The 17,026-nt window shown below is 36.2% G+C and carries 19 protein-coding genes; 9 read left to right on the top strand and 10 right to left on the bottom strand.

The window, feature by feature from the left end:
• The first annotated feature begins 133 nt into the window (after positions 1-133).
• The gene (locus OPU68_RS03130) at positions 134-982 is read left to right on the top strand and encodes a prephenate dehydrogenase (RefSeq protein WP_498472539.1); all 849 of its coding nucleotides are present in this window, start codon (positions 134-136) and stop codon (positions 980-982) included.
• A 200-nt stretch (positions 983-1,182) separates the two neighbouring features.
• Here the strand turns inward: OPU68_RS03130 and OPU68_RS03125 are convergent, their stop codons facing one another.
• Positions 1,183-1,623, bottom strand: a complete 441-nt coding sequence (locus OPU68_RS03125; protein ID WP_498472537.1) for a hypothetical protein — start codon at positions 1,621-1,623, stop codon at positions 1,183-1,185.
• 127 nt (positions 1,624-1,750) lie between these two features.
• Positions 1,751-2,254, bottom strand: coding sequence for a 5-(carboxyamino)imidazole ribonucleotide mutase (gene purE / locus OPU68_RS03120; protein WP_498472535.1), 504 nt, complete (start codon positions 2,252-2,254; stop codon positions 1,751-1,753).
• An 87-nt stretch (positions 2,255-2,341) separates the two neighbouring features.
• On the opposite strand from purE, the gene OPU68_RS03115 reads away from it, so the two are divergent.
• Both OPU68_RS03115 and OPU68_RS03110 read left to right on the top strand, forming a co-directional pair.
• Positions 2,342-3,253, top strand: coding sequence for a DMT family transporter (locus tag OPU68_RS03115; protein WP_498472534.1), 912 nt, complete (start codon positions 2,342-2,344; stop codon positions 3,251-3,253).
• Positions 3,254-3,325: 72 nt separating this feature from the next.
• On the top strand, positions 3,326-3,826 hold the full coding sequence (locus OPU68_RS03110) for a hypothetical protein (RefSeq protein ID WP_498472533.1): 501 nt from the start codon (positions 3,326-3,328) through the stop codon (positions 3,824-3,826).
• A gap of 54 nt (positions 3,827-3,880) precedes the next feature.
• On the opposite strand, the gene OPU68_RS03105 is transcribed toward OPU68_RS03110, so the two are convergent.
• The 3 genes from OPU68_RS03105 to OPU68_RS03095 are packed head-to-tail and all read right to left on the bottom strand — an operon-like array spanning position 3,881 to position 6,002.
• The gene (locus tag OPU68_RS03105) at positions 3,881-4,990 is read right to left on the bottom strand and encodes a 5-(carboxyamino)imidazole ribonucleotide synthase (RefSeq protein WP_498472531.1); all 1,110 of its coding nucleotides are present in this window, start codon (positions 4,988-4,990) and stop codon (positions 3,881-3,883) included.
• 32 nt (positions 4,991-5,022) lie between these two features.
• Entirely contained in the window at positions 5,023-5,463 is a 441-nt protein-coding gene (locus OPU68_RS03100; protein WP_498472530.1) for a nuclear transport factor 2 family protein, read from the bottom strand.
• A 2-nt stretch (positions 5,464-5,465) separates the two neighbouring features.
• Complete coding sequence (locus OPU68_RS03095) at positions 5,466-6,002, bottom strand: DUF1543 domain-containing protein (protein WP_498472529.1); 537 nt, start codon at positions 6,000-6,002, stop codon at positions 5,466-5,468.
• Positions 6,003-6,086: 84 nt separating this feature from the next.
• Here OPU68_RS03095 and OPU68_RS03090 point away from each other — a divergent pair, with 84 nt between their 5' ends.
• Together OPU68_RS03090 and OPU68_RS03085 are read left to right on the top strand one after the other, a co-directional pair.
• Positions 6,087-6,917 carry a sulfite exporter TauE/SafE family protein gene (locus tag OPU68_RS03090; protein WP_498472528.1) on the top strand — a complete coding sequence of 277 codons (831 nt, stop codon included), beginning with the start codon at positions 6,087-6,089 and terminating at the stop codon, positions 6,915-6,917.
• The gene (locus tag OPU68_RS03085; protein ID WP_498472526.1) at positions 6,917-7,303 is read left to right on the top strand and encodes a DUF1634 domain-containing protein; all 387 of its coding nucleotides are present in this window, start codon (positions 6,917-6,919) and stop codon (positions 7,301-7,303) included. The genes OPU68_RS03090 and OPU68_RS03085 overlap by 1 nt, the downstream gene beginning before the upstream one ends.
• An 80-nt stretch (positions 7,304-7,383) precedes the next feature.
• Here the strand turns inward: OPU68_RS03085 and gloA2 are convergent, their stop codons facing one another.
• The 4 genes from gloA2 to OPU68_RS03065 form a co-directional block, all read right to left on the bottom strand.
• On the bottom strand, positions 7,384-7,761 hold the full coding sequence (gloA2, locus tag OPU68_RS03080) for an SMU1112c/YaeR family gloxylase I-like metalloprotein (RefSeq protein ID WP_498472525.1): 378 nt from the start codon (positions 7,759-7,761) through the stop codon (positions 7,384-7,386).
• A gap of 2 nt (positions 7,762-7,763) precedes the next feature.
• Positions 7,764-8,693, bottom strand: a complete 930-nt coding sequence (locus tag OPU68_RS03075; protein WP_498472524.1) for a hypothetical protein — start codon at positions 8,691-8,693, stop codon at positions 7,764-7,766.
• Between the two features lie 24 nt (positions 8,694-8,717).
• Positions 8,718-9,599 (bottom strand): ESP-1 family subclass B3 metallo-beta-lactamase, encoded by an 882-nt coding sequence (blaESP, locus tag OPU68_RS03070; protein WP_498472523.1) that lies wholly within the window; start codon positions 9,597-9,599, stop codon positions 8,718-8,720.
• A gap of 74 nt (positions 9,600-9,673) precedes the next feature.
• Positions 9,674-10,729: a diphosphomevalonate decarboxylase gene (locus OPU68_RS03065; protein WP_498472522.1), complete on the bottom strand. Its 1,056-nt coding sequence runs from the start codon at positions 10,727-10,729 to the stop codon at positions 9,674-9,676.
• A 1,149-nt stretch (positions 10,730-11,878) separates the two neighbouring features.
• Here OPU68_RS03065 and OPU68_RS03060 point away from each other — a divergent pair.
• The 4 genes from OPU68_RS03060 (at position 11,879) to OPU68_RS03045 (ending at position 15,553) form a co-directional block, all read left to right on the top strand.
• A complete protein-coding gene (locus OPU68_RS03060) occupies positions 11,879-12,784 on the top strand; it encodes an ABC transporter ATP-binding protein (RefSeq protein ID WP_498472521.1) in 906 nt (301 codons plus the stop codon).
• A gap of 57 nt (positions 12,785-12,841) precedes the next feature.
• Complete coding sequence (locus OPU68_RS03055) at positions 12,842-14,152, top strand: ABC transporter permease (protein ID WP_498472520.1); 1,311 nt, start codon at positions 12,842-12,844, stop codon at positions 14,150-14,152.
• A 48-nt stretch (positions 14,153-14,200) separates the two neighbouring features.
• On the top strand, positions 14,201-14,665 hold the full coding sequence (locus OPU68_RS03050; protein ID WP_498472519.1) for a lipocalin-like domain-containing protein: 465 nt from the start codon (positions 14,201-14,203) through the stop codon (positions 14,663-14,665).
• A gap of 150 nt (positions 14,666-14,815) precedes the next feature.
• Complete coding sequence (locus OPU68_RS03045) at positions 14,816-15,553, top strand: hypothetical protein (protein ID WP_498472518.1); 738 nt, start codon at positions 14,816-14,818, stop codon at positions 15,551-15,553.
• A 56-nt stretch (positions 15,554-15,609) separates the two neighbouring features.
• Here OPU68_RS03045 and OPU68_RS03040 read toward each other — a convergent pair whose 3' ends face one another.
• A complete protein-coding gene (locus tag OPU68_RS03040; RefSeq protein WP_498472516.1) occupies positions 15,610-16,959 on the bottom strand; it encodes a DEAD/DEAH box helicase in 1,350 nt (449 codons plus the stop codon).
• Positions 16,960-17,026 lie beyond the last annotated feature (67 nt).

Below are 17,026 nucleotides of genomic sequence, written 5' to 3'. Positions count from 1 at the left end.
TCGTTCTGTGAAAACAATTAACACGACATATTATTACGCAATTTTGACCCTCAAAAAGGATTAGGATTCGTATGTATAAATATCAAAACCTCGTCCTGATGACGGGGTTTTTTGTTTTAAAAATTTAAATATTATGAAGAAGATTAGCATCATTGGAACCGGATTGATCGGCGGGTCTATTGCACTGAAATTAAAGAACAAAAACTTCACAGATTTCGTTTATGGAATTGATCAGAATGAAGAACATCTCAACAGTGCTCTGAGGCTTAATATCATTGATGAGAAAGCAGATCTGGAAAACGGTGTGAAAAATTCTGATTTAATTATCATTGCAATTCCTGTAGATTCGGCAAGAAAAATATTACCATCGGTTTTGGATTTAATTAATGAAAAACAAACTGTGATGGATGTTGGTTCTACAAAATCCGGGATTGTAGATTCGATCAAAGGTCACCAGAACAGGAAACGTTTTGTGGCATTCCACCCGATGTGGGGGACGGAAAACTCAGGTCCTAAATCTGCAACCAAAGAGAGTTTTGCAGGAAAAGCGGCTGTGATTTGCAACCGAGAAGATTCGGACGCAGATGCTCTGACAATTGTAGAAAAGGTCATCGAGAATCTGGAGATGCATCCAATCTATATGAATGCCGATGCGCACGACGTTCATACCGCTTACATTTCGCACATCTCGCACATCACTTCTTACGCTTTGGCGAACACAGTTTTGGAAAAAGAACGTGAGGAAGATACTATTTTTCAGTTGGCGAGTTCCGGTTTTTCCAGCACCGTTCGCCTTGCAAAATCACATCCGGAAATGTGGGTTCCGATTTTCCGTCAAAACAAAGAAAATGTTCTGGATGTTTTGAATGAACATATTACACAGCTTCGAAAATTCAAGTCTGCGTTGGAGAAAGAGAATTTTGATTATTTGGAGGAATTAATCACGAATGCGAATAAGATTCGGGGAATTTTGGATAAGTAGAATTTTTATAATAAGTGCATCGATTATGATTCAAAAAAGACGAAATAGATGATGACGAGATGTATAGAAAGCGAAACCACTAACGGTGTGACGAACGACTTTGCTCGATATTCCATCTCGCTTTTAAACATTTTTTCTCTGATCAAGTTTAGTCCTATTGCGCCAATCCCGGAAAGTAAAAACCTGAGTGACATCTTACCCTATCTGATGTCTCCAAATAGATTCAAAAGATAAGTTGTTGCAAGAGCGTACGAAATTCCGAAAACGAGAGATGTGATTGCTCCTTTTTTGTCATTGACCTTGAAGAAATTAAAAACCTGCAAAGCCGTTCCGAAGATCACACCAAAAATGACACTGAAGAACCAAATCACTTTATTGGAATACAACTCGATAGCGGTTTCATCTTCGCTTAAATTCTTGTCCCATTTGTCATCAATGGTGACATCTTCCATTTCGATTTTCTCTTTCGATCGGATCAGTTGTTCGATGCGTTCGGTTTCGGTTTCTGAAAAAACGTGTCCTCTTTCTTTCAAAATGTCAAAGGCATATCGGATACTTTTTGCGACAAATTTGCTTTCGGGTTTAATGTAATTGCTGAGTTCTTTGTCACTCAATTTTTCGATGACTTTTTTACTGATCATATACTTCTGGCAAAATATCTATAAAGGTTGAAACTGCAGTCCGGCTTGAGTGGAAATCCTTTTTTGCGGCTGGAAAAGCTTAGGCAAAAAAGATTGGGAACGGAAGACGGAAATAGCTGCCCAAAAATTATTTATCAAACTGATTCGGATGCAATTTCTTAATATCATCCACTGTTCCAAGGACTTTATCCTTCAATGAATTTTGATATATTTCTAATTTTTGAGAAACTTCTGAATCTGAAGTTCCGATGATTTTGGCAGCGAGAATTCCGGCGTTTGTCGCTCCATTTAATGCAACTGTCGCAACGGGAATTCCGGAAGGCATTTGAAGAATCGATAAAACAGAATCCCAACCATCGATGGAATTTGAAGACAAAATCGGAACGCCAATCACTGGTAAAGTGGTACAACTGGCAACCATTCCCGGAAGATGTGCCGCGCCGCCAGCACCTGCAATGATGACTTTTAAGCCTCTTTCCTTCGCTGTTTTTGCATAATCAAACATTCTCTCTGGCGTTCTGTGCGCAGAAACTACGGTAAGCTCGTAAGGAATTTCCAGTGTTTTCAAAAATTCTGCTGCTTGCTGCATAATTGGGAGATCGCTCTGGCTGCCCATTATTATTCCAACCATTTTTAAAGTTTTATTAGATGTCCAAAGATAAAGATTTATGAGTAAAACTCTGGATTTTGGAATATCTTTGTTTTTAATTCTTTAGGCTTGACTTCCAAAACCATTATCTGTATTTTCATCGTTGCCATCGTCTGGGGAACGACTTTCCTGGGTATCAAGATCGGGGTAGAAACTGTTCCGCCTTGGTTTGTTGCAGGATTGCGTCAGTTTTTAGCGGCTATTATTCTTCTTCCCATCTTACTTTTCAAAAAAGAATTGAAATGGATTAGCTGGAAGAATCTCTCCATCCAACTTACACTTTCTACATTGATGTTGATTGGTGCAAATGGTTTAACGACAGTTGCTGAGAAAGATCTTACGAGTAGTTTAACATCATTGATAAGTGCGCTTTCTCCTGTTTTCATCTTTATTGCAAGTATGATTATCGGGTTGGAAAAATTTACTTTCCGAACGATGATTGGTCTTCTGATGGGACTTTTTGGTGTGGTTTTCATTTTCTGGGACGGAATCAATGATCTTGGAAATCCGGATTATAGAAATGGTTTGTTGGTTTTACTTTTAGCCATTGTTTGCTGGGGCGCAGGAACGATCTACACAAAAAAACTGACTTCTGAGAAAAATAATCTGTTCCTCAATCTTTTCTATCAATTTGCTTTTGCAGGAATCGTGCAGTTGATTTTTGCATTTCTATTTTCCGATAAAATTGATATTGACAGCTGGTCTGTAAAAAGTATTTCAGCGATTGTTTATCTGGCAGTTTTCGGTTCTGTGACAGCGTTTTTCGCTTATCATTATTTATTGAAAACATTACTGCCGACACAAGTTTCTATCTTGTCTTACGTGAATACGATCATCAGTATTTTCCTCAGCTGGCTGATTCTGGGTGAGACCATTTCTGCAAAATTCCTTTTGGCAACTGTGTTTATCATTGGCGGGGTTTTCATCATCAATTACAAACCGGGAATGCTGAAAAGAAAACCAAGGCACAGTAAAAATTAAACAAATTGTATTGATTTATTTGATACTTTTACATTGATACTATTATCCAAACTATTTAAAATAAAACTTATAATGAAAAAAATTATTATAACAGCTTCTGTAACTGTACTATTGTTCGCAACATCTTGTACTAAACAGGAAAAAACCGTCGTAACTGACGAAAATAAAGACACGCTTGCCGTAGTAAGTACAGAAACCAGAACAATGACAGAAACCGAAGCGAAAGAAAAAATTGACAAAGCACAAGCTGACCTGGATGCTGCCATCAAAAAAGGAGATAAAGAAGCAGAAACGGCTGCAAGACAAGCGTTAGCAGATGCAAATCTTGCGTGGCAAAATACGAAAGCTGCTATTGGGAATGCCGCTCAGGATCTAAAAGAAGGCGTAGACAATACGGTCGACAAAGCAAAAGTGGCAACAGAAAATGCGAAACAGGATATGAAAGAAACTGCCAAAGACACCAAAGAAGCCATGGACAATGCAGCAGCAAATACAAAAGAGGCAACTAAAAAAGCGGCTGAGGATACCAAAGAAGCTTACAACAATACACTTGATAAATTGAAAGCTAAATAATTTTCAACTTAAAAATAAAAAGAAAGCAAGGTCAAAAACCTTGCTTTTTGTTTTCTATGCAATGACTTTTACCATAGATTTTATTTGAATCAGTTTCTCCATCAATTCTTCCCGGGAATCTGCCAAGACATTGATGTGACCCATTTTTCTTCCAGGCTTTGTTTCGGTTTTCCCATAGAGATGAACATAGGTTTTTGGTAATTTCAGAACCTCTTCCAGACCTTGATACATTACTTTTCCCGAATAATTTTCTTCACCAACCAGATTCAACATTCCTGAGAATCCGAAAGAATCTGTATCTGCCAACGGTAGATTTCTCACCACTCTGTAAAACTGTTCGAACTGTGAATTTGAGTTTCCTTCCTGAGACTGATGTCCGGAATTGTGCAGTCTTGGCGCAGTTTCATTGACCCAGACTTTCCCATTTTTATCCAGGAACAACTCGATGGCAAAAAGTCCTGGAGAATCTGCACTGTTAATGAATCGGCTGGCAATTTTATCGATTTGAGTTTGAGTTTCTGCCGAAATATCAGCCGGACAAATATTGAAATCGAGAAGATTCAGTTTAGGGTCAGCAACCATTTCTGTCACTGGAAAAGTTTTGGTTTCACCATTTTCATTTTTGGCGACGATGAGAGATAATTCTTTATCAATGTCCACCAAATCTTCCAAAACTGATTCTTGCGTCCAAAGATTTCTCCAATCCTGAGCTGTTCGGATGAGTTGTACACCTTTGCCGTCGTATCCGCCGGTATTTAGTTTCTGAACAAAGGGAAGCTGAATCTTGATTTCCTCCTCGCTTCCATCCATAATTTCAAATTCCGGAGAAGGAATTCTGTTTTCCTCATAGAATTTTTTCTGAAGAATCTTTTGCTGAATGATCTTAATAATACTTGAATTCGGGACTACTTTCACACCCAGGTTTTCCAATTCTTCCAGCGCATCGGCATTCACGTGTTCAATTTCAATCGTAACCACATCTTTGTGTCTTCCAAATTCCAAAACATCATCATAATCATTGAAATTCCCTCTTGTGTAGTGCGAAATATTAGCACAAGAACATTCCGGATTTGGATCAAGGACATAGAATTCATCGTCATATTTCAATGCTTCCTGAATGAACATCCTTCCGAGTTGTCCGCCTCCTAAAATTCCGATTTTCATTTTTTTACTTTCTTTTTATTTCTAAATTTATATTACTTTTTACAATTATCTTTTCGTCTAGTATCAATGATATACTGGATTTTCCATTCATTATTAAATTTCACCAACTGAAAAGAATTGACGCCACAATGCGAGAATTTTCCCTGATAATAAAATTCATAAGGTGTCCACACAGAAGCCAGATTTCCATCAATAAAGATACTTGAAAATGTGATTCGCTCATCCAGACTTCCTTTTTCAGCTTTGGAAATACCAAGAGCAAAATCGTTGATATTTTCACTTTTGACTTCACCATTTTTTGTAATGGTTTGCAAAACTGCTGTTTTGGAAAAAGCCTTGTTAATTTTCGCTGAATCTGAAGTTTTCATTCCGTCAAACAAGCTATTAATCGAAGCTTTTACTAAGTTCTCTTCCGATGTTTGCGAATAGGCAAATGATGAAATTAAAATTAAAAAAAGTGAGAATATTTTCATATTTATTTGATTTTAAAATAACCTATTTTCATCACATTTTCCTGATTTTCAATTTCCGATTTTTCAAGAATAATGGAATATTTTTCTTTAGTTTCTTTTGACAAAAGATCATTGACATTATAAATATCATCAATGTCAACACCGTGCTGATCATCTACGTGGCTGGGTGCATTTTTGAAACCCATTGTTTTATAAAACCGGGTCTTTTTAACTTTTTTAATGACTTCTGCCAAAGATTTCCCAACCATCAAATGCTGCTCATGAAATTCCTCAAAATGCCCTGACTTATATCCACCAAGATTGACAAAAAATAATTGATTATCAGATATTTCAGATGTTTTTTCTACAATTTTCAGTTCGTAACCATCAGCAAATTTCACTTCCTGATAACAGTCGATATGAAGTTTGGTAAATTTCCAAAAATTTTTGATCTCCGAATGCAGGTCTTCGACACTTTCTGCAATACCAAAGAAAACATCGTGTTGCTCGATATTTCTCCCTGTAGTTGTAGCTCCCAGAATCACGTAGAATAATTTCATTCAAAAAAATAGTCTTACAAAAATACATCAAAATAATCTTTTTCAAAGTTTGTGTACCCAAATCAATACTTTTATATTTGCTGGATGTCAGAAATCATAATTCTATTTATTGGAGCTATCGCAGCCGGATTGATGGGATCTCTTACTGGATTGGGCGGCGGCGTCATCATTATTCCTTTGCTTACACTCGGTTTTGGTGTTCCAATGCATTATGCCATCGGAGCATCTCTTATTTCCGTGATAGGAACCTCCTCAGGCGCAGCTGTTGCCTTTGTAAAAGAAGGATTTACGAATATGAGAATCGGGATGTTTCTGGAAATTGCCACTACAGCCGGAGCCGTTGTAGGAGCATTAGTTTCAGGGTTTCTGAACCCCAACACGATTGGAATCATCTTCGCAAGCATTCTGATTTTGACTGTTTTATTGAATCTAAAAGGAAAACCTGATCATCAAGAAGAACTTATAAAAGGAAGCCTCGCTGACAAACTGAAACTCTACGGCACTTTTCCGGATAAAGATGGAATAAAGCATTATGCTTCACGAAATACAATTCCTGGATTTCTGATGATGATATTCGCTGGTGCAATGTCCGGACTTTTAGGAATTGGTTCTGGCGCACTGAAAGTTTTGGCGATGGATAATATGATGAAATTGCCCTTCAAAGTTTCGACTACGACGAGTAATTTTATGATTGGCGTAACGGCGGTTGCCGGAGCGATGATCTATTTTCAAAGAGGACAAATTATTCCTGTGATTGCAGCTCCTGTTTTAATTGGTGTTGTGGTTGGAAGCTTTATCGGCTCAAAAACTTTGATGATTTCAAAAACAAAAAAACTGAAGGTGTTTTTCGCAATTGTTATTACTTTGCTTTCAATTTATATGATGTACAACGGCGTTGCTAAAAATTTCAATTAATGAGAACAAAACCTTTTACTGACATAGACCTTAACCGTTCTGTCGGAAATCTACTGAGATTAGGCGTTCTGCTTTCTGTTGTAACATCTTTGGTTGGATTTACTAAGCTTTTCATGGAAGGTTTCGTAATGCCGAAAAAATATAAACTTCTGGATATGGGAACAACGTCAGAAAAAGTCTGGGGACAGTTCTGGAACTCGCTGATGAAGGGCGAAGGAATGGCGATTATTCAGCTTGGAATTTTGTTCCTGATTTTAACACCACTGGTAAGAATCATCTTTGCATTGATTGGCTATCTTAAGGAGAAAGATTACGTATATGTTGTGATTTCTATGATTGTTCTGGCAATTATGACCGTAAGTTTTTTAACAGGTTACGCACATTAATTATAAATTATAGATGATAATTTTTTGATTCTTCAAATAATCTATTCTCTCTACGTCTAAAATCTCTAAATATATCATCTCTAATTCTCGTAAAACTCCAAAGGCAAATTGTCTGGGTCGGTTGTAAAAAAGAATTTCTTCTCCGTAAACTCATCAATTCTGATGTCTTCGCAATCCAAACCTTTTTCTATTAATTCATTTCTTTTTTCTTCGACGTTGTCAACAGAAAAAGCCAAATGACGAAGTCCACAACTTTCTGGTCTGGAAGGTCGTTCAGGTGGATTTGGAAACGAAAATAATTCGATGACATAATGTTCTCCGATTGCCAAATCTAATTTGTAAGATTGCCTCGCTTCACGATAAACCTCACGAATGATGTTCAAGCCTAAAACTTCGGTGTAGAATTTTTTGGAAACGTCGTAATCTGAGCAGATGATGGCGATGTGATGTATTTGCATAACTAGTTTATTTTAAATTCCGATTTGAGAGCCTCTTTGTACATCTTTTTAAGTTTCCTTTCTACTTTTTTTTCTGTTAGACTCTTATCACTTTTTAAGCTTCCAACATTCAATCCTGTAGATTTTCCTTTTTTCTTATCGGTAAAATCATACATATAGAATTTAATTTCCTTAATAACTTCATCTCCAATTTTCAAAGAATCAATAATATAATATTCACTTCTCTCTATCTCTCGGAAAATTGATAATTTTAAAGAATCCTGATTAATTTTATAAAGTTCTGATTTTGATTGTAGATTTTTTTGCTCGAGTTTACCATTGACAAATTGATAATATCCAGAATTAACAATCCTGACAGTATCTTTATGAATTAGAATTTTTTTCTTTTTGAATTCCTCAATAACTTCCTGCTTATTTTTTCCGTCAACTACAATATCAAAATTAGTAAACTTAACATTTCCGGTCTCTGGATCATAATAGTAATAATGGCCTGGCGAAGTTGACATCAATATAAGAATACTTGGAAAAAAAAGAAATGCTGGCGAAATCTTTCTAATCGCAAATGCCTCTATTTTATCCTGATCTGTAATAAAATAATAAGGAATAAAAAGAAAAACAACAGTCAACAGATCTGTGTAATCTACAACACGATGAATCGAAATGGGCGAAATTACATTATAGAACTCAATGAATTTCTCTGAATACGAAGATTTCCAAAATGTAAAAAACAATCCTGTAATGTAAATAGAATGATGACGAATTTTCGGAAATAAGAAACTCAGCAAAAGAGGAAGCAAAATAATCCCTGCAACATCAGACAATTTCCCAGTAAACCAATTATGAAAATACAATTTCAAAAAATGGTCATTTAGAAAAAGTACAATTAAACTGAAAACAAAAACAAAATTACAGAGTAGAAATTTATTTCTCATTCTTTTCTTTGATAAACGCCGATTCTAATAGATTTCTTTTGTTTGAGATTCCTCTTTAACCTTTTCCAAATAATCATCTTCCAAATCTTTCAAACTTTTGAAATAATTTTCCTTATCCATAAACAGTTTTGGATTATAAGCATCGCCTTCTTTTCGTTTTTTGTGAAGGTCGAATTGGCTGGCGTGAGAAGCGACCCAAACATCAAAATCCAGTTTTTTCATCGCTTCCAAAGTGTAGGCATAATCTTTTTGGATGGTCGGATAAGCTTTCACATCAGAGAACTTGTGGTCAATAATTATAGAAGGCATATTCGCAATCAAAAATTTGTATTTTCCATTTTCATCTTTCGTTTCGAAGATAAAACTGCACGAGCCTTTCGTATGTCCTGGATGATGAAGCAAAGTCAAAGTCGTATTTCCTAATTTGATTTTGCCATTATTTTTCAGAAGAAAATCAGGATTTAATGGTTTGAAAGTCATGCCATATTTTCCCAATTCATAATCTGATTTTCCGCCAGATTTCAGTTCTGCAACATCTGCTTCGTCAACATAAAGTTTTGCGCCCGTTTCTTTTTTAATATCGGCCATCGCACCCATATGGTCGAAATGTGCCTGGGTCAAAGTCAGGATTTTCGTGTCTTTATATTTGAATCCTAATTTCTCAATATTCGCTTTGATTTGAGGATAAGAATCTGCCAAACCTGTGTTGATAAGGATGTTTCCTTTGTCCGTGACAATGAGATAAGAAGCCAAATCGTAAGTTCCAACGTAATACAAATTTCCTACAATTCTAAAAGGTTCGTAAGGTTGCGACCAATCTTTCGGATTATTTTTTGGTTCTTTTACAGTTTGTGCAATTCCGGAAATGGAAATAATTATTAGAAATATTAGAGGGAGTTTTTTCATAATTTTCTTTTTTATAAAGTAGAATATATAAAATATTAAGTACATTTTACTTTGTACATAATACATTTTACAAATTAAAACTTCATCACATCCTTCACAATACCGCCATTCTGCGTCAATGGAATCAGCTCTGTCGTGATAAAATCTGTAATTTTTTTGTTATCAATATCATTCGGGAAGAGCAAATGAACGTTTGCGCCAGCATCCAAAGTAAAAAACAAAGCCAAACCTGTGATTTTTCTGAATTCCCAAATTTTGTTGATGACCTGTAACGTTCCGGTCTGCATCAGGATGAAAGCCGGTTCGCTCATCATCATCATAGCGTGAAGTGTCAACGCTTCGTGTTCTACAAGTTGGATGAAACCTTCCATATCGCCTGTTGCGAGGATGGTTTTCAATTTTGCGAAGTTTTCGTGCGCTTCCTGAAAACGTCTTTCGGCGTAAGGATTGGTCTTCATCAAGCCGTGACCAACGGTGGATGAAACGGATTTCTGACCTTCGTGAATGAGCAAAACCCAATCGCGAAAGTTTTTGAAGATTGGATGGATTTCGTTGTTATTATAGGGAACAGCGAATAGGTCTGAACTCCCTTCCACTTCTTCGGTTTTTCCCCAAACTACCAAACCTTCGTACAGACTTCTGGACGCACTTCCACTTCCCAATCTAGCTAAGAAACTTTCTTTTTTTGTTTTAAAATTTGAATCTGAATTTCCTGAAAAAATATCATTCAGATTCATCAGGCATTTTGCAATCGCGCCGAAACCTGAAGCGGAACTTGCAATTCCTGAACTGTGCGGAAAGGTATTTTCTGTTTTGATGATGTATCTTCCTTTTAGAATCCAAGGGAGATATTGCTCGATATTTTTGAAATATTTTTCGATTTTTTCAGCGAATTTCTGCTCCTCATTTCCGGATAAAAAAGTATGAACCGAAAATTCTTCTCCTGCAAAAAACTCCATTGAAGTATTGGTTCTGCAATGATTCAAAGTGTAGCTGATGCTGGGATTTGCAGGGATTTGGTTTTCGTATTTTCCCCAATATTTAATGAGTGCAATATTGGACGGACAGCTTGCGGAAACCGCTTGGTTTGATATGTTGAATTGGGAATTTCCCAAAAATTCTTGAGTCATAATGTGGCTTTTGACAATCGGCTTTTAGCTATTAGCTTTTGCGGATTAGTTTTGGTTGGCTAATTTAAGAATTAATAAAGCTTTGTGAAAATTGATTTTTGATGAGACATCCGTATTTCAATTGAAAATTGGAATGATAAATGAGATATCAAATCGTATCGCTCCTACGGAGCTTCTACTCTGTGAAAGAAATAATTTCTACAAACATTCCGCTCCCAATGGAGCTTTTTTGTGAAAAATCAGCAATCTTTTTGATGCTCCGCTAGGAGCAATATATTTGTAGAAATTGCAAAGCCAAAAAAAAGAGTGCCGGAGGTACGGCATCATATCTCGTTGCATGATTACAATTTTTTAAAAGTTGATTTTTAAAACCTTGAAGATTTGAAGTTGATGAAAAGCCTTGTCAAAGTTTTGAACTTTGACAAAGCAATGAAAACAAAACTCAAGTTTCTGCTAAAGCCAATTCTATGTTATACTTTTTAATCGGACTGAACTCCAACCCTATTGATTTTATTGTAATACTTAAGTCAATATCTTGAAAATGTTCGCAAACACGTTTCAATAAGACGTTGATTCATTACAAAGCCTCGTTGATTAATTTCGCTAGATCGATGATTCACTATGTTAAGTCATTGATTTATTACGTTGCGCCGTTGATTCATTACATTAGGTCAGTGATTTATTACGTTGAGCTAGTGATTCATTACGTTGAGCCGTTGATTCATTACGATGAGGCAGATGAATCTATTTTGTTATAAATCAGCAAGTTATCACACAAGCTTATTTCGTCATTAATATAGTGAAGTTGTATTTCTGAATAATTCTGGCATAGAACTTTTTGATTCGATGTGATTTTACATTTTACGAATTCAATGATAAAGTACAGTTGAATTACGAAGTATTTCTGTAACATTTTTGAGATTAATGAACTAATTTTGTGAGGTTTTAAAAATCGTTGAAAAGAAGTATAAAACCTCAACATAGCCCCGATGGTAGCGGCATCCTTTTTTTGCTTTGACTCAATTTTGTTTTGATGACAAAGCTTCATAGCAAAAAAAGATACAGCGGACAGCGGGTTGGACAATTGAATAGGAGACAAAACTTGATGCTCCCAAAAATTAATTATTCATTTTTTATTACAGATTATCAATGCTGAAAGCTGAAAATATCAAAAAAACATACAACGCGGGAAAGAAAATTGCGCTTCAGGATTTTTCTCTAGAGGTGCCAACTGCCAGTATTTATGGGCTTTTGGGTCCGAATGGCGCGGGCAAAACTTCGTTTATCCGAATTATTAATCAAATTACGCAGGCGGACGAAGGCAAGGTCTGGATTGATGGTAAGGAACTGAATCCGGAGCACATCCGAAACATCGGCTATATGCCGGAGGAACGCGGACTTTACAAGAATATGACGGTGGGCGACCAGCTTCTGTATTTTGGAGAACTGAAAGGAATGTCGCGAGCGGAAGCGCTTTCGCAAGCGAAATTCTGGTTTGAGCAACTGAACATCGATCAATGGTGGAAAAAAAAGTTGAGCGAACTGTCGAAAGGGATGGCGCAGAAAATCCAGTTTGTGGTGACGGTTTTACATCGCCCGAAGTTGTTAATTCTAGATGAGCCTTTTTCGGGTTTTGACCCTGTGAATGCGAACCTCATCAAAGACCAAATCATCCGATTGAAAAATGAGGGAACGACCATCATCCTATCGACGCACCGAATGGAAAGTGTGGAAGAAATGTGTGATTTTGTGGCGCTGATCAACAATTCTAAAAAGGTTTTGGACGGGAAAGTTTTTGATGTTCGCGAGCAATTCAAACAGAACGTTTTCTCTGTGGTTTTGGCGGATACGAATTCGGAAAGCCTGGAGGAACTGACGAGAAAATATCAGATTGAAAATATGACGACGAACAATGGTTTGTTTCATTTTGAACTGAAGAATTCTGAGAATCAAAATATCCTGCTTCAGGATTTGGTGAAGACGGGAACGATACGGACTTTCAACGAGAAGATTCCTAGTATGAATGAGGTTTTTATTAATGCGGTGCAGTCATAATTAATGAATGATAATTGATAAATGATTCTACTTACTACATTTTACTTTTTACAATAAATGAAAAATATATATTTAATTACCAAGAGAGAATTTTTGACGCAGGTCAAGAAGAAATCTTTTATTATTCTGACGATTCTTGCGCCACTTTTGATGGTTGGTTTCGGAGTTTTGATTGGTTTTATGTTCAAGGCCAATGAAGCGGAATATCATTTTGATGTGGTGGACAAAAGCGGACTTTTCGCTGGTCAATTGAAATCGACGAAAGAAATCACTTATACTTTTGTGCCTGAAAATACTGAAAATACACTCGTCAAAAACCTGAAAGATTTGAAGGGAACAGACGGCTTACTCATCATCCCGGAACTGAAAGAAATGAATTTTGATGCTTTGGAAAGCGGAACAAAACTGTTGACCAACAAGAAAATCGGGATGGATACGAAAGTTGCAGTTTCGGCTGATTTGAGTAATATTCTGAAGAAAGAAAAAATCAAACAACTTGGAATCAAGGAAGATAGAATTGTGAATCTTGATAAGAATTTCAAACTGATTTCTCAAAACGTAACGGAAAGCGACAAGCCGGAAAGCGACCTTGCATTCGGCATCAAAACTGCGCTGAGTATGGGATTGATGTATGTTGTATTTATGTTCATTATCATCTATGGTGTTCGTGTGATGCGAAGCGTTTTGGAGGAGAAAAACAACCGCGTTGTGGAAATTATTATTTCATCTGTGAAACCATTTGAGTTGATGATGGGAAAAATCTTGGGTGTGACTTTGGTGGCATTGACGCAGTTCATCGTTTGGATTGCGATGACCGTAACGGCGGCTATTGTCCTGAATACAGGATTCTCGGCGATGCAGAAAAATATTCCGGCTGGAGATGAAGGTGTTCTTAAAAACTTGGACATTCAACAAATTGCGACGGAAGTTTCGCACATTCTTTTGGATATGAATTATGTAGGAATCATCGGCGTTTTCGTGTTTTTCTTTTTGTTCGGTTACATCTTCTACAGTTCGATGTATGCGGCAATTGGAAGTGCGGTTGATAATGAAACTGAGACGCAGCAATTTACTTTATTTGCTGTTGTTCCTCTGATGTTGGGTCTTTATGGAAGTTTCACGATAATGAATAATCCGGATGGTCCGATGGCTTTTTGGTTGTCCATCATTCCGTTTACGTCGCCGGTTGCAATGATTGCGAGGATTCCGTTTGGTGTTCCGCTTTGGGAAATTTTGTTATCTATATTTTTATTGATCGCTTCTACTCTATTAATGGTTTTTATTGCGGCGAAAATCTACAGAGTCGGGATTTTGATGTATGGGAACAAGGCGACTTTGAAGGAGATTTGGAAGTGGATTAGGAGTTAGATTTCATTGTTAAATTAATTTTCATTTTATTTGTAGAAAATTAATACCTTGAAAAAACTAATTATAATTGCTTTAGTTTCATTATCAATTGTTTCTTGTAGGAAAGATGATGATGAAAAAGAAGAATCTTTAATCGTAGGAACCTGGAAAACTACTGATTATAAAGCTATTTCCGGAAAAGATGATTCTGTAATTTTTTCTAATACAATCCCGGAAACTGACTGTATCAGAAAATCAAAATACACATATAGAGAAAATGGGAAGTTTGTAGGAGAATATTTCCTCAATATTCAAACCGGACAGTGTGGCAATACTAGTTTCCCGGAAGAAATGGATTATATCTATAATGAATCCGAACAGAAAATCACTTATAAACTTGATGGTTTGACACAAGATGTAATCAATGTCTATTCTTTGACAAAAACGGAGCTGCAAATCTTGGTGAGTGATAATATGGACCAAGATGGCGATGGAATTCCCGATAAAATCCTTAAAATTTATAAAAAACAATAAACTAAAAATCCTTAGACTTTTCTGAGGATTTTTTTATTTGTGAGTTGAATTCTTCATTAATTAATATTAATTTCCTCAATTAAATATATTTCAATAGTTTAGCCGAATTAAAAACAAAACAATAACAGAAAACAATAAACAAATTAAATTATGAAACATTTAAAACATTTTTTAGCAATTATTTTATTTTTCAGTCTTTCGATGAATTTATTTTCTCAGGACAAGAAAGTAGCCGTAGTATCTTTTTATTCCAACAGAATGATAGATTATAAGGAACTTGGATTAGGTAGTGAAGAACTTATCAATAATATTCTTAACCTTAGAGATAATCCTAAATTCAATCTGAATCCGATTTTGGAAAAATACCACAACGCTTTTTTCAATGATTACGCTTCTAAATTTCCTTTCAAATTATTACCGGAAGATGCAGTAACATCCAATCAGCAATACATAGATTTCACTCCGAAATATGCTGCAACAGAAGAAGATTTGAAAAAATATACTGTTTATAAAAACTACAAATACATCTATGAAGGTTTCAATGGAAAAGCAAATGAAGTAGGCGTTGCCAATATTTTCAAAGATCAGGCTGATGGTGTTTTGTTTACCGAGATCTATTTCTCTCTGAAAAAAGGATTTGGTATTGGCGGAATGGCAACTGTAAAAATGAAAGCTTTTGCAAGAATTGCATTGTATGACAAAAACGGAAACAAAGTCTGGGTTATCAATGAAAGTGCAGATTCTAAGAAAACAGGCGTTATGGTTGGCGGAATTCCTGTAATGTCTCCGGACAAAATCCTTCCTATGTGCGAAAGTGCTTTAGAAGAATTATTGAAAGATCTGGATGGTAATCTTCCTAAAATCATTAAAAAATCTACTAAATTATAATTTGAAATTATAGTCATAACAAACTAAAAAGAGATTCCAAATTTGGAATCTCTTTTTTATTTCTTTCTCTTAGCAATGGATTTTTGTTTTTGCTGAGCTCTGTTCGCTCCGAATTTCTTCGGTTCTTTTCTTTTGCTTGGTCCGCCAAGATTGGTTTTCTTGTTCTTGGCTTTTTTCTCGTGGAAAGCAGAATCGCCTTCGTTCAGTTTTGCCGTAGTTAAGAATTTCATCTTCACTTCTTCCTGTTCCGATGCGATTTTTACTTTGGAAATTGTGACTGCTTCCGGAAATTCAGTTTTTTTGATTTCTCTGTCCATCAAAAGTTCGATGTCCAAAAGCTGAGATTCTTCTTTTTTCGTAAAGAAACTTATGGAGATTCCTTCTTTGTCCGCTCTACCTGTTCTACCAATTCTGTGAATGTACTGTTCAGGAACTTCTGGAATCTCGAAGTTGAAAACGTGCGAAATATCCGGAATATCCAGACCTCTCGCCATAATATCCGTTGTGATAACGCCTCGCAATTCTTCATTCGTGAATTCCTGCATTACTCTTAATCTGAAATTCTGAGATTTGTTCGAGTGAATGACACCAAATTGGTCTGGAAATTCGACATTCAGTTTTTCGAAGATGAGATCGGCGTGTTTTTTATTATTAGCGAAAATTAGAATTTTTTCTAGATCTGTTTCTGTTTTAAGAAGGTGAATTAATAAATTCAGTTTGGTGTTGAAATTCTCAACCGGAACTGCAGATTGTGAAATCTTCTCCAAAGGTGTTCCTGACCTAGCCAGTGAAATCTCAATTGGACCAGCGAAATATTCGTTCAACAAAGCATCTACAGCATCTGTCATCGTTGCAGAAAAAAGGATGTTTTGTCTTTTCTCCTTCATCATTTCGAAGATGTGCGTGAGTTGTGGACGGAAACCAAGATTTAGCATTTCGTCAAACTCATCGATGATCAATTTGCCTACTTCCTTCAAAGAAATGGCATTGTCAATCGCAAGATCCATTACTCTACCTGGCGTTCCCACCAAGATGTCGCAACCGTCATTGAATAATAATTTTTGTGTATTGATGTTTTTTCCACCATAGATTCCGATTACTCTTGCGGTCAGATTTTCCGTCATTTTTGTGATCACTTCTGCTACCTGAACCACCAATTCTCTTGTTGGAACCAAAACCAAAACCGTTGGGTTTCCTGTTTTGTTGTATTTCCAGGTTTTAAGAACCGGAAGTGTGTAGGCCAAAGTTTTCCCTGTTCCGGTTTGGGCTATTCCCATCACATCGCGTCCGGAAAGTATCGGACCGATGCTTTTTTCCTGAATAGGTGTTGGTTCAAAAAGGTTGAGATCGGCAAGAACGTCCAGAATCTTTTCCGGTAAATCGAAGTCTGCAAAAGTGGTTTTCATCTGGGAAAATTTATTTTTAAAGTGGTAAAATGAAACTGAAAGAATTGAATTTCTTTTCAGTTTCAAT

It is taken from the genome of Chryseobacterium sp. TB1-D10, assembly GCF_059803555.1.
The sequence above is the reverse complement of the archived record's forward strand: the minus strand, read 5'-3'. Positions and strand labels throughout refer to the sequence as shown.

Coding starts and splice junctions, on each gene's coding strand:
- blaESP (WP_498472523.1), bottom strand. CDS start 9,599: ATGAAAAAACTCCCTCTAATATTTCTAATAATTATTTCCATTTCCGGA.
- OPU68_RS03110 (WP_498472533.1), top strand. CDS start 3,326: ATGAAAAAAATTATTATAACAGCTTCTGTAACTGTACTATTGTTCGCA.
- gloA2 (WP_498472525.1), bottom strand. CDS start 7,761: ATGCAAATACATCACATCGCCATCATCTGCTCAGATTACGACGTTTCC.
- OPU68_RS03100 (WP_498472530.1), bottom strand. CDS start 5,463: ATGAAAATATTCTCACTTTTTTTAATTTTAATTTCATCATTTGCCTAT.
- OPU68_RS03085 (WP_498472526.1), top strand. CDS start 6,917: ATGAGAACAAAACCTTTTACTGACATAGACCTTAACCGTTCTGTCGGA.
- OPU68_RS03075 (WP_498472524.1), bottom strand. CDS start 8,693: ATGAGAAATAAATTTCTACTCTGTAATTTTGTTTTTGTTTTCAGTTTA.
- purE (WP_498472535.1), bottom strand. CDS start 2,254: ATGGTTGGAATAATAATGGGCAGCCAGAGCGATCTCCCAATTATGCAG.
- OPU68_RS03065 (WP_498472522.1), bottom strand. CDS start 10,729: ATGACTCAAGAATTTTTGGGAAATTCCCAATTCAACATATCAAACCAA.
- OPU68_RS03055 (WP_498472520.1), top strand. CDS start 12,842: ATGAAAAATATATATTTAATTACCAAGAGAGAATTTTTGACGCAGGTC.
- OPU68_RS03090 (WP_498472528.1), top strand. CDS start 6,087: ATGTCAGAAATCATAATTCTATTTATTGGAGCTATCGCAGCCGGATTG.
- OPU68_RS03045 (WP_498472518.1), top strand. CDS start 14,816: ATGAAACATTTAAAACATTTTTTAGCAATTATTTTATTTTTCAGTCTT.
- OPU68_RS03060 (WP_498472521.1), top strand. CDS start 11,879: ATGCTGAAAGCTGAAAATATCAAAAAAACATACAACGCGGGAAAGAAA.
- OPU68_RS03130 (WP_498472539.1), top strand. CDS start 134: ATGAAGAAGATTAGCATCATTGGAACCGGATTGATCGGCGGGTCTATT.
- OPU68_RS03105 (WP_498472531.1), bottom strand. CDS start 4,990: ATGAAAATCGGAATTTTAGGAGGCGGACAACTCGGAAGGATGTTCATT.
- OPU68_RS03125 (WP_498472537.1), bottom strand. CDS start 1,623: ATGATCAGTAAAAAAGTCATCGAAAAATTGAGTGACAAAGAACTCAGC.
- OPU68_RS03095 (WP_498472529.1), bottom strand. CDS start 6,002: ATGAAATTATTCTACGTGATTCTGGGAGCTACAACTACAGGGAGAAAT.
- OPU68_RS03040 (WP_498472516.1), bottom strand. CDS start 16,959: ATGAAAACCACTTTTGCAGACTTCGATTTACCGGAAAAGATTCTGGAC.